The sequence below is a fragment of the uncultured Thiodictyon sp. genome (assembly GCA_903837595.1).
Classification (GTDB): domain Bacteria; phylum Pseudomonadota; class Gammaproteobacteria; order Chromatiales; family Chromatiaceae; genus Thiodictyon.
This window is the reverse complement of sequence record CAILVI010000514.1, coordinates 1-10,598: the sequence shown is the minus strand read 5'-3', so window position 1 is coordinate 10,598 and position 10,598 is coordinate 1. Positions and strand designations below refer to the sequence as shown.

General features: G+C 64.8%; 11 protein-coding genes. All 11 read left to right on the top strand.

All coding sequences use genetic code 11. The features are described from left to right. Positions 1 to 259: 259 nt before the first annotated feature. The 11 genes from QZY44_RS31145 to QZY44_RS31095 all read left to right on the top strand — a co-directional run bounded on the left by QZY44_RS31145 (position 260) and on the right by QZY44_RS31095 (position 10,348). Positions 260 to 637 (top strand): ISAs1 family transposase, encoded by a 378-nt coding sequence (locus QZY44_RS31145; RefSeq protein WP_295456802.1) that lies wholly within the window; start codon positions 260 to 262, stop codon positions 635 to 637. A 311-nt stretch (positions 638 to 948) separates the two neighbouring features. Then, positions 949 to 1,368: a PIN domain-containing protein gene (locus tag QZY44_RS31140; protein WP_295456801.1), complete on the top strand. Its 420-nt coding sequence runs from the start codon at positions 949 to 951 to the stop codon at positions 1,366 to 1,368. A gap of 296 nt (positions 1,369 to 1,664) precedes the next feature. Beyond that, positions 1,665 to 4,466 (top strand): monovalent cation/H+ antiporter subunit A, encoded by a 2,802-nt coding sequence (locus QZY44_RS31135; protein WP_295456800.1) that lies wholly within the window; start codon positions 1,665 to 1,667, stop codon positions 4,464 to 4,466. Further along, complete coding sequence (locus tag QZY44_RS31130) at positions 4,466 to 4,795, top strand: Na+/H+ antiporter subunit C (RefSeq protein ID WP_295456799.1); 330 nt, start codon at positions 4,466 to 4,468, stop codon at positions 4,793 to 4,795. The genes QZY44_RS31135 and QZY44_RS31130 overlap by 1 nt, the downstream gene beginning before the upstream one ends. 181 nt (positions 4,796 to 4,976) lie before the next feature. Then, positions 4,977 to 6,479 (top strand): monovalent cation/H+ antiporter subunit D, encoded by a 1,503-nt coding sequence (locus QZY44_RS31125; RefSeq protein WP_295456797.1) that lies wholly within the window; start codon positions 4,977 to 4,979, stop codon positions 6,477 to 6,479. Next, the gene (locus QZY44_RS31120; protein ID WP_295456794.1) at positions 6,476 to 6,970 is read left to right on the top strand and encodes a Na+/H+ antiporter subunit E; all 495 of its coding nucleotides are present in this window, start codon (positions 6,476 to 6,478) and stop codon (positions 6,968 to 6,970) included. The genes QZY44_RS31125 and QZY44_RS31120 overlap by 4 nt, the downstream gene beginning before the upstream one ends. Continuing rightward, positions 6,964 to 7,233: a K+/H+ antiporter subunit F gene (locus QZY44_RS31115; protein WP_295456791.1), complete on the top strand. Its 270-nt coding sequence runs from the start codon at positions 6,964 to 6,966 to the stop codon at positions 7,231 to 7,233. The genes QZY44_RS31120 and QZY44_RS31115 overlap by 7 nt, the downstream gene beginning before the upstream one ends. Before the next feature lie 12 nt (positions 7,234 to 7,245). Continuing rightward, the gene (locus QZY44_RS31110; RefSeq protein ID WP_295456789.1) at positions 7,246 to 7,572 is read left to right on the top strand and encodes a Na+/H+ antiporter subunit G; all 327 of its coding nucleotides are present in this window, start codon (positions 7,246 to 7,248) and stop codon (positions 7,570 to 7,572) included. A gap of 198 nt (positions 7,573 to 7,770) precedes the next feature. Then, on the top strand, positions 7,771 to 8,241 hold the full coding sequence (locus QZY44_RS31105; protein ID WP_295456786.1) for a WbuC family cupin fold metalloprotein: 471 nt from the start codon (positions 7,771 to 7,773) through the stop codon (positions 8,239 to 8,241). Between the two features lie 51 nt (positions 8,242 to 8,292). Continuing rightward, a complete protein-coding gene (locus QZY44_RS31100) occupies positions 8,293 to 9,018 on the top strand; it encodes a TIGR00266 family protein (protein ID WP_295456784.1) in 726 nt (241 codons plus the stop codon). A gap of 4 nt (positions 9,019 to 9,022) precedes the next feature. After that, a complete protein-coding gene (locus tag QZY44_RS31095; protein WP_295456782.1) occupies positions 9,023 to 10,348 on the top strand; it encodes a TIGR00266 family protein in 1,326 nt (441 codons plus the stop codon). Positions 10,349 to 10,598 lie beyond the last annotated feature (250 nt).

Sequence of the window (10,598 nt, the reverse complement as noted above, 5' to 3'; positions counted from 1 at the left end):
GCCTAACTCCGAGACCTGCAAACCTTCCTAGCGGCCGGCAATCATAAGCCTCTTTTCACGATATTACAAAAACTTAGCAGCCGCCTGAAACGCAGGAAGAGCCTTCGCCGGACGCTTACGCGTTCATCGACGCCGACGCGCGGGATTACGCGGGGGTCGACACGCAGGTGCACGAAACCCACGAGCATGGCCATGGACGGGTGGAGACCCGCCGCTACCGAACCTTGGGTGATCTCTCCGGGGTACCGCGCAGCGCCCTGTGGAAGGGCATGAACATGATCGGCAGGTCGAGTCGCAGCGTGAAGTCGATGGCAAGATCGCCCGCGAAACCCGCTTCTACATCGGCAGCATCGCCACTGACGTGGCCTGCTTCGCTCGCGCCGTGCGTGATCACTGGGGCGTGGAGAACGAGCTCCATTGGAGTCTCGATGTAGCCTTCCGCGAGGATGACTGCCGCGTGCGCGAACCGGCCGCCCGCGAGAACCTAGCCGTACTGCGCCACATTGCGCTGACGCGGCTGAAGAACGACAACACCAAACTCGGCATCAAGAACAAACGCTTGAAGACCGGTTGGGATGAACGCTACTTGACGAAGTTGCTCTTTAGAAGCACCAGATGCCAAGCCCAAAACAGGTAAATTAGATTCTCCGAATATTAGAGTAGCGTGATGCGATTGCCCTGATGAATACCACTATCCTGGAAACTGTCGTGCGCTGATCATCTGCTCCGGCTACCCAATGAATTTCCAGCGGGCTGTCGGGTGCGCGTCACGCTGGAGCCAATCGGTGCTAGTTGACCGGGCTGACGATGGGATCACCGGCTCGCGGTAAAGCGCGCTCGGAAGAAACCTGCAAGCTATCCGCCAGCGCGCCATCTCCAAAGGGATGAAGCTGCAAACCCTGGACGAGATCCTCGACGAGATCAGTGGGGATCGGCGGGAGTCTGTGGATGATTGAGACCTACCTTGATACCAATATACTCATTGTCACGTTTCGCAGCGACCATCCGGCGATTGGGGCCGCCATGAGTGTGCTTGGCGATCCTCAGCGGGCATTCTTTGCCAGCCATTACCTGCGGCTCGAAACTCTGCGCAAGCCAATGTTTGATAAGCGCGAAGACGAAATGGAGTTCATAGCGGCCTATTTTGACGCGGTCAGTCATTGCGTGCCGACCAGCGACGCGCTGACGGTTGAGGCGTTGCAACTCGCCGCCGCTCTGGACCTTGGCGCGACGGATGCACTCCATGTGACCGCGGCCTTACGAGGGGGTGCCGAAGAGTTCATAACCTTGGAACGGCCATCCAAGTCGATCTGCCGGATTCACGGCTTGCGGACGATTTCGCCGTATTTAGAAGCAACATCAAAATGATGCGCCTGAAGTATTGGCGAGTTGCACCCTGCGGGCACATCCGCGAGTAAGTCGGCGTCACTCGGCTGGGCCAGTGCGCAGCACGTCCGGACCGCAGCTCGCGGCTATAGGACGTAGCTGGTACCTGCCGTGGGAGCGGGTTTGAAACCCGCTCCCACGGGGTTCCATCACGGCGGGACGTCGCTCCCACCGGTTGGGAATTCACGCCAGCCCGACCCGTCCGTCAGTTAGAATCGGGATCTGACCAAGCAACCAACCAACCAACCGACCGAGAAGCCCGTGCCCCCGACCGCCACATGAACCTGCTGCTCTGTGTCATCACCCCCTTCCTGGGCGCCGCCTTGGTCGCCTGGGTCGCTCGCCTGTGGACCTGGCACGCCGCTTGGGCGGCGGCCGGGGTGACGCTCGCGGCCAGTGCCGCACTGGCGCCCCTGGTCGACGGGACCTTCCAAGGGACCACGCTGATCGAGCGCTACGCCTGGATGCCGCGCGAAGGACTGGACCTGACGTTCAGGCTGGACGGGTTCGGGCTGCTGTTCGCGCTGATGATCCTCGGGATCGGGCTCTTGGTCATCCTCTATGCCCGCTGGTATTTTTCGCCGCAGGACCGGCTACGACGCTTCTATACCTGCATGATGCTCTTCATGGGTTCGATGCTGGGGGTGGTGCTGTCCGAGAACCTGATCCAATTACTAATCTTCTGGGAGTTGACCAGCCTCTCGTCATTCCTGCTGATCAGCTATTGGCAGCAGCGTGCGGAGGCACGCCGGGGGGCGCGGATGGCGCTGACGGTCACCGGGATGGGCGGGCTGGCGCTGCTCGGGGGTATTCTGCTGTTGGGCCGGATCACCGGGAGCTATGAGCTCACGACCGTCCTGGCCGCCGGCGACCAGGTCCGCGCCCATCCGCTGTATCTGCCGACGCTGGTGCTGATCCTGCTCGGGGCCTTTACCAAATCGGCCCAGTTCCCCTTCCATTTTTGGCTGCCCAATGCGATGGCGGCGCCCACGCCGGTGTCGGCCTATCTGCACTCCGCGACCATGGTGAAGGCGGGGGTCTTTCTGCTGGCGCGGCTCTTTCCGGTCCTGTCTGGAACCCTGGAGTGGTCCTGGCTGGTGGGCCTGACGGGACTCTTGACCTTCCTGATCGGCGCGGTGTTCGCGCTCTTCAAGCATGATCTCAAGGGCCTGCTGGCCTATTCCACCATCAGCCACCTGGGGCTGATCACCCTGCTGTTCGGCATCGGCACTCCGCTCGCCGCGCTGGCTGGGGTCTTTCACATCATCAATCACGCCACCTTCAAGGCCTCGCTGTTCATGGCCGCGGGCATCATCGACCACGAGACCGGCACGCGCGACATGCGCCGCATCAATGGACTGTGGGGCGTGATGCCCTATACGGCAACACTGGCGATGGTGGCGGCGGCGGCCATGGCCGGGGTACCGCTCTTCAATGGCTTTCTGTCCAAAGAGATGTTCTTTGTCGAGACGCTGGGGGTGGCGAGCGAATTCCATTTTGGCTGGGTGGTACCGCTCACCGCGACCGTGGCGGGCATCTTCGCGGTCGCCTATTCGCTGCGGTTTATCCATGACGTCTTCTTCAACGGCGCACCCATCGACCTGCCGCGCACCCCGCACGAGCCGCCCCGCTGGATGCGGGTCCCGGTCGAGGTGCTGGTGGCACTGTGCCTGCTGGTGGGGATGCTGCCGGCACTCACCGTCGAGCCACTGTTGGCGGTCGCGGCGCGGGGCGTCCTGCGGGGACCGCTGCCGGAGCACAGCATTGCCCTCTGGCACGGCGTCACCCCGGCCCTGTGGATGAGCCTGATCGCCCTGACTGGCGGCGTGCTGGTCTATGCGGGGCGCCGGCCGCTGTTCAAGCTGGCGGCGCGGCTGGAGGGCCGGTGGGAGGCGTGGCGGCTCTATGACTGGCTGGTCGCCATGGTCTTCGACCTGGCCCGGCGGGTGACGGCGGCGCTGGATCGGGGCTCGCTCCAGCAGCTGCTGTTCCTGTTTGTACTCAGTGCCTTGGTCTTGGGGGCGGCAGAGTTCTGGTCCGACTCGGCGCCGCTCACCGGTCCCCGTCCACTGCTGCCGGTGGACCCGGTGAGCTTACTGGTGGCGCTGGGCCTCGCGGCCAGCACGGTGTTGGTCGTCATCCTGCACCGGCAGCGGCTCACCGCCCTGATCCTGCTGGGCGCGGTGGGGCTCGGGGTCGCGCTGATCTTCGTGAAGTTCTCCGCCCCGGACCTGGCGCTCACCCAGTTATCCGTGGAGGTGGTGACCATCGTCCTGCTGCTCCTGGCGCTGTATTTCCTGCCCAAGTCGACGCCGGCCGAGTCCAGTCGCGCACGCCAGGTCCGGGACCTGGTGCTCGCGGTGGCCGCGGGTGGCAGCACCGCCGCCCTGGCCTGGGCGGTCTTGACCAGGCCCTATGAGTCCATCGCCGACTGGTTCCTCACCCACAGCCTGCCGGGCGGCGGCGGGGCCAACGTGGTGAACGTGATCCTGGTGGACTTCCGCGGCTTTGACACCCTCGGGGAGATCACGGTGCTGGCCCTGGCCGGATTAGGCATCTACGCCATGCTGGAGGGTCTGCGACTGCCGGCCCCCGCCGCGGACGGTGAGGGGCGGGCCTGGGACCCGGACACCCACCCGCTGATCATGGCCTCGCTGGTGCGCCTGCTGTTGCCGCTGGCGCTGCTGGTGGCGGTCTACATCCTGCTGCGCGGGCACCAGTTGCCGGGGGGCGGGTTTATCGCCGGGCTGATCACCGCGGTCGCGCTGATCATGCAATACCTGGCCAATGGGGTTGCCTGGACGCAAGCGAGGCTGCCCGCCAATCTGCACCCGCTGATCGCTGCCGGGCTGCTCATTGCCACCCTGACGGGCCTCGGCAGTCTGGTCTTCGGCTATCCCTTCCTCACCTCCAGTTTCGGCCATTTCCATTGGCCGCTGATCGGCGACTTTGAATTGGCCTCCGCCATGGCCTTCGATCTCGGGGTCTATCTAGTGGTGGTAGGCGTCACCCTGCTGATCCTGATCCACTTGGGGTTGGTACATGACGTGAGCCACTCCACTGACGAGGAGCCACAGTGATGGAGGCCCTACTCGCCCTGATCATCGGACTGCTCACGGCCGCCGGCGTCTATCTGCTGCTGCGCGCTCGCACCTTCCCGGTGGTACTCGGCCTAAGCCTGCTATCCTATGCCGTGAACCTCTTTCTGTTCGCCATGGGGCGGCTGCGGATCGGCCGACCACCGATCATTACGGCGAATGCCCAAGGCTATGCCGACCCCCTGCCCCAGGCCCTGGTCCTCACCGCCATCGTCATCGGCTTCGCCATGACCGCCTTTGTCATCATGCTGGCGCTCAAGGCGCGGGCGGAGTTGGGGAATGATCATGTGGATGGAACCCATGAGCCGTGAGCCACAGAAAAACGGACAGTCCGCAAATGACACTGGGAGCGCCGCACCCCAGTGTGGCACAGCCTATCCGCGAACCACAACGCCGCGGTCGCTACGAGATCACGCCGCACTGGGGTGCGGCGCTCCCAGGGTGATGAACAAGGCGAATCTTCGCGGCTTCGCATGAGCAGCTACCATTAAGATGAATCATCTGGTCATCGCCCCGCTCCTGCTGCCCCTGCTGGCCGGCATCCTGCTGCTCCTATTCCGGGGCATCGACCTTCGCTGGCGGCGGGGTTTCGCCCTCGCCGGCGTGCTCGGACAGCTGGTGCTGGCACTGGTACTGACCAGCGCGGTGGCCGATGGCGGCATTCTGGTCCATTCGCTCGGGAACTGGCCGGCGCCCTTCGGCATCTGCCTGGTAGCCGATCGACTGACTGCCTGGATGCTGGTCACGACCGCCGTCCTGGCACTGTTCGCCCTGGCCTACGCTTGCCTGGGAACGGACCGGGCGGGCCGCCACTTTCATGTACTCTTTCAGCTAGAGCTGTTCGGTCTCAGCGGGGCCTTCCTGACCGGTGACCTGTTCAACCTGTTCGTCTTCTTCGAGGTCCTGCTGATCGCCTCCTACAGCCTGCTGCTGCACGGCGGCGGGCGGCGACGCATCCGCGCCGCCCTGCACTATGTGGTGATCAATCTGGCCGGCTCGGCACTGTTTCTGATCGCGGCCGGGCTCTTATATGGCTTACTGGGCACACTCAACCTCGCCGACCTGGCGATGAAGGTGGCGGCCGCGAGCCCCGATCGTCTGCCACTGGTCCGCGCCGCCGGGCTGCTGCTGTTCGGGGTGTTCGCACTGAAGGCGGCATTGGTGCCGCTCTCACTCTGGCTGCCGGGCGCCTATGCCAACACCAGCGCACCGGTGGCCGCCTTGTTCGCCATCATGACCAAGGTCGGGGCCTATGCCGTACTGCGCCTCTCGACGCTGATCTTCGGCGGGCCGCTCATCGTCGACTGGCTCCTACCGCTGGCACTGCTGACCCTGGCGGTCGGCATAGTGGGCGCGATGGGGAGCGACCGGCTGCGCGCGCAGGTCGCCTATCTGGTACTGGCCTCGGTCGGCACCCTGCTCATCGCCGTTGGCCTGGGGAGCGCGGCCGGGATCGGTGCCGGGCTCTATTACCTGCCGCACAGCACCTTCGCGGCGGCGGCCCTGTTCCTGCTCGCCGACCAGATCGCCGCCCAACGGGGGGACCTGGCGGACCGGTTGGAACCCGGCCCGGTCATGGGTCGGCACTGGGTACTCGGGGTACTCTTCTTCCTGTGCGCGATCTCGATTGCCGGGCTGCCGCCACTCTCCGGCTTTATCGGCAAGTTCCTGATCCTGCGGGCGGCACTCGATCATCCGTCGGCGCCCTGGGTGTTGGGGGTCGTGTTGGTGGGTGGGCTGCTGGCCCTGATGGCCCTGGCGCGCAGCGGCAGCCTGCTGTTCTATCGGGCCACCGAGGGAGCGACGGCAGCGGATACGTCGACGCCCACAGGGGCGGCCCTGGGTCTGGTCGGCGGATTGCTTGCACTGGGTGTCGCCATGACCCTCGGGGCCGGACCGCTCAGCGACTACACCAGCGCCAGCGCCCAACAACTGCTGCAACCGGTTGACTATGTGCTGGCGGTCCTGGGACCGCACGGCGAGGCAAGGCCATGATCCGGCGGTTGCTGCCCCACCCCATTCTGACCCCGACCATCACGGCGGTCTGGCTCCTGCTGGTCAACAGCCTGGACCCGGGCCAGGTCCTGCTGGGCCTGTTCCTGGGCCTGGCCGTTCCGCTCTTCAGCCTGCGCTTCTGGCCGGACCGGGTGCAGATCCGCCGCCCGCTCACCCTGCTGCGCTTCTGCGGCCTGGTGCTCTATGACATCGTTGCCGCCAACCTGACTGTGGCCTGGCTGATACTGCGCGGGCCGGCACGGTTGCGGCCCGGGTTCGTCGAGGTCCCATTGGAACTGACCTCTGAGCTGGCCATCAGCCTACTGGCCAACACCATCTGCTTGACCCCCGGCACCGTCTCCGCGTGGTTGAGCCCGGACCGGCGCATCCTGCTGGTCCACGCCCTGGACCTGGCCGACGCGGGCGCGCTGATCGCCACCGTCAAGACCCGCTATGAGGCCCCATTGCGGCAGGTATTCGACCCATGCTGAGCATCGCCATCCTCATTGCATTCGCACTGGTCGGTACTGCCTTCGCCCTGACGCTGTGGCGGCTCTTGATCGGCCCCAGCGCGCCGGACCGCATCCTGGCACTCGACACGCTAGCCGTGAACGCCATCGCCCTACTCGTGCTGTTCGGCATCCAACAGGACAGCACGCTTTATTTCGAGGCCGCCATCCTGATTGCACTGTTGGGCTTCGTCGGCACGGTGGCACTGTGCAAATACCTGCTGCGCGGCGATATCATCGAATAGGCAAACAGAGAAATGGTCGAACTGCTGACATCCGCCCTGCTCCTGGCCGGCGCGCTATTCACCTTCATCGGCGCCCTAGGCCTCGTGCGCCTCAAGGACTTTTACTGCCGCCTGCATGCCCCCACGAAGGCAACGACCCTGGGCGTCGGCAGCCTGCTCCTGGCCTCCGCCCTCTGGTTCAGCACGCGCGGCACGGGCCTGAGCCTGCACGAGGTGTTGGTGACCCTGTTCCTGTTCATCACCGCACCCGTGAGTGCACACCTGTTGGCCAAGGCGGCACTGCATTTGCGTATGAAGAGCCTGGCTCCCAAGCCAGAATCCAGCACGGCGGCAACGTAAATTCCAACGTTTGCCAAGACTGATGGACACCGCATCGCGCAGTGCCAAGGATCAAAGGCGGCAATCGTTGCCGGTCGCGGCACCGATTTCGACCCTCGGGCTGCAACCGGGGAAGGCTGCACAAGGGACTGGACTCGGGCGACTTCGGAGCACGCGCGGGCCAGCGAGAAGCCATCACCAAAAGTAACCGGGGAGAACATGAAGCTCATCACCAACCCACTGTTGGAGCAGATTATCCGCGAGGCCCAGGCCAGCCCGCGGCAACGGAAAAACTACAACTTCCACCCCTCCGACGAGTCGCGCTGCAACCGGCTGCTCAACGCGCTGGAGCCGGGCACCTACATCCGCCCCCATCGGCACCTGGACCCGGAAAAGGAGGAGCTGATGGTGCTGCTGCGGGGCAGCATGGGGTTGATCTTCTTCGACGACGCAGGTCAGGTCACCGCGACGGCGCGCCTGACCGTCGGCAGCGACGTGTTTGGGATTGATATTGCCGCGGGTCAGTATCACTCTCTGGTCTGCCTGGAGTCCGGGACAGTCTTCCTGGAGGCCAAGGCTGGGCCTTACCGTCTGTTTCTTGGGGAAGAACTGGCACCCTGGGCGCCGGCCGAGCAGGACGCCGAGGCCGCCGGGTATCGCGCCCGTCTGGAGCGCCTGTTTACGCCCTGAGCAAGGCGCCTTGATCATCCGTTGTCCAGATTCACCACGTTGGGAATTGCCATGGTCGCGACCTCATCGGATTTGCAGACACTCGAGGACCTGACCTTTCGGGTGCATTACCGCGGTGCCTTCGCCATGTTGGAGGTGCAGTTGCACGCCAAACAGGCCATCAAGGCGCAGTCCGACGCTATGGTGGCCATGGACCCGACGGTCGACGTGGAAGGTAAGCTGGAGGGGGGGCTGCTCGGCGGACTCGGGCGGATGTTCAGCGGTGAGAGCTTTTTCTTCCAGACCCTGAAGGCGACGCGCGGTGCCGGCACCGCCTTGCTCGCCCCGTCCCAGCCGGGCGACCTGCTGCCCATCCACCTTGACGGGCGCCAGTCCTACATCCTGCAAAAGGACGGCTTTCTCGCCGCCTGCGAGGGGGTGCAGATCTCCACCACCGCGCAAAACCTCACCCGCGGCCTGTTCAGCGGCGAGGGTCTGTTCGTCTTGAAGGCGTCCGGGCGCGGCATGCTGTTCGTAGAAAGCTATGGGTCCATCCATCCATTGGAGGTCGCGGCCGGCGAGGAGATGATCGTCGACAACGGCCATCTGGTCGCCTGGCCGGAGGGGATGCACTACGGCCTGGAGAAGGCCAGCTCCGGCTGGATGTCCAGCCTCACCTCGGGCGAGGGTCTGGTGTGTCGCTTCCGCGGCCCAGGCACCGTCTATATCCAAAGCCGCAATCCCAAGGCCTTCGGCTCCTGGGTGAGCCGCTTGCTGCCAAGCCGTAGCAGCAGCTGACGCCATGGCAACCGAGCTTCAACCAGGCGGTAACCTGCGTCTACCGGCCACGACCGAGATCGTGGTGGACGTACTCTGGGAACCAGAAAAACCCGGCGGCAAGGACGTCGATGCCAGCGCATTCCTCTTGCAGACGGGCGGTCGCGTCGGCACGGACGATGATTTTGTCTTCTACAACAGCCCGCGCTCGCCCTGCGGCGGCGTCGCGCTCAGCGAGGTGGCGGGGGCGCATCGACGGCTACGGATCGTCCCCGGCGCACTGTCCACGCAGGTGTCGAAGGTCGCCGTCTGTCTCACCCTGTATGGCGGTGGCCCGTTCGCCCAGGCCAGCCGGATCGAGGTCAGGGTGCGTGATGCGGCGGGGGTCGAAGTGGCCCGATTCAGCCCCCCGACCGGCGGTATGCAGGAGGCCGCCCTCATCCTGTGCGAGGTCTACCGGCATCAGGACGGCTGGAAATTCCGGGCAGTTGCCCAGGGCTTTGCCGGCGGGCTGGGACCGCTGGCGAGTCATTTCGGGGTCGACATCGGTACCGATCAGCCGACTACCGAGGTGCCGCCACAACCCCAGCCGCAGTCCCGGGCCTGTGGCAACACCGCGTCGGCGGCTGGCGCACCGCCCAACCGCGGCGAGACGCTGCGTTCGGCGGCAGCCGGGCTCGACTACGCGATCCTCTATCGCGGGGCCTTCGCACTTGCCCGGGTCGACCTGCCGCAGGGCCAGCAGATCAAGGCGCAGTCAGACGCCATGGTCGCCATGAGCCCGACACTCGCGGTGGACAGCACGACGCAAGGCGGGCTACTCAGCGGCCTCAGCCGCCTGGTGAGCGGCGAGAGCTTTTTTCTCCAGACCCTGACCGCCGCCCGCGGTGCCGGCTCGGTCTATTTCGCCCCGGCCGCGCCGGGCGACATTGCCGCCGTGGAGGTCCAACCGGCGGAGGGGCTGGTCATTGCCCGCGGCGCCTTTCTCGCCTGCTCCCAGGGGGTCGAGGTCAGCAGCAAGATGCAGAACATCGCCAAGGGCCTGTTCAGTGGCGAGGGTTTTTTCATCCTCAAGGCCATCGGCCAAGGGCTGCTGTTTCTGGAGTCATTCGGCGCCATCCATACGCTGCGCCTGGGACCGGGCGAGCAAAAGATTATCGACAACGGCCACCTGGTCGCGTGGTCGGCCTCCATGCAGTATGGGCTGGAGCTGGGCAACCCCGGGCTGGTCGCTGCCTTCACCTCGGGTGAGAACATCGTCTGCCGCTTCCACGGGCCTGGGACCGTGCTCATTCAAAGCCGCCAGCCGAGTCAATTCGGGCGCTGGCTCTCGCCGCTGCTGCCGGGGTAATGCCTTTAGTCCTAGCCTGAATATCTCACGCCAAGGCGCCAAGCACGCCAAGAAGAAAGTGGGCTGCCCGCGCAACTTAGGTTCAAGGCAACTGTTCAGGTACCCCGGCCAAGCTACCCCAGCTGAGGCATCGGCGGGTTGCCCTGGAACGTCATGACCAAGGCTTGGTAGGTATCGAGGGAGGCTCTTCCTGCGTTTCAGTCGGCTGCTAAGTTTTTGTAATATCGTGAAAAGAGGCTTATGATTGCCG

Excerpts from the sequence above, each read along its gene's own strand:
- QZY44_RS31140 (WP_295456801.1), top strand. The coding sequence starts at position 949 with ATGATTGAGACCTACCTTGATACCAATATACTCATTGTCACGTTTCGC.
- QZY44_RS31135 (WP_295456800.1), top strand. The coding sequence starts at position 1,665 with ATGAACCTGCTGCTCTGTGTCATCACCCCCTTCCTGGGCGCCGCCTTG.
- QZY44_RS31130 (WP_295456799.1), top strand. The coding sequence starts at position 4,466 with ATGGAGGCCCTACTCGCCCTGATCATCGGACTGCTCACGGCCGCCGGC.
- QZY44_RS31125 (WP_295456797.1), top strand. The coding sequence starts at position 4,977 with ATGAATCATCTGGTCATCGCCCCGCTCCTGCTGCCCCTGCTGGCCGGC.
- QZY44_RS31120 (WP_295456794.1), top strand. The coding sequence starts at position 6,476 with ATGATCCGGCGGTTGCTGCCCCACCCCATTCTGACCCCGACCATCACG.
- QZY44_RS31115 (WP_295456791.1), top strand. The coding sequence starts at position 6,964 with ATGCTGAGCATCGCCATCCTCATTGCATTCGCACTGGTCGGTACTGCC.
- QZY44_RS31110 (WP_295456789.1), top strand. The coding sequence starts at position 7,246 with ATGGTCGAACTGCTGACATCCGCCCTGCTCCTGGCCGGCGCGCTATTC.
- QZY44_RS31105 (WP_295456786.1), top strand. The coding sequence starts at position 7,771 with ATGAAGCTCATCACCAACCCACTGTTGGAGCAGATTATCCGCGAGGCC.
- QZY44_RS31100 (WP_295456784.1), top strand. The coding sequence starts at position 8,293 with ATGGTCGCGACCTCATCGGATTTGCAGACACTCGAGGACCTGACCTTT.
- QZY44_RS31095 (WP_295456782.1), top strand. The coding sequence starts at position 9,023 with ATGGCAACCGAGCTTCAACCAGGCGGTAACCTGCGTCTACCGGCCACG.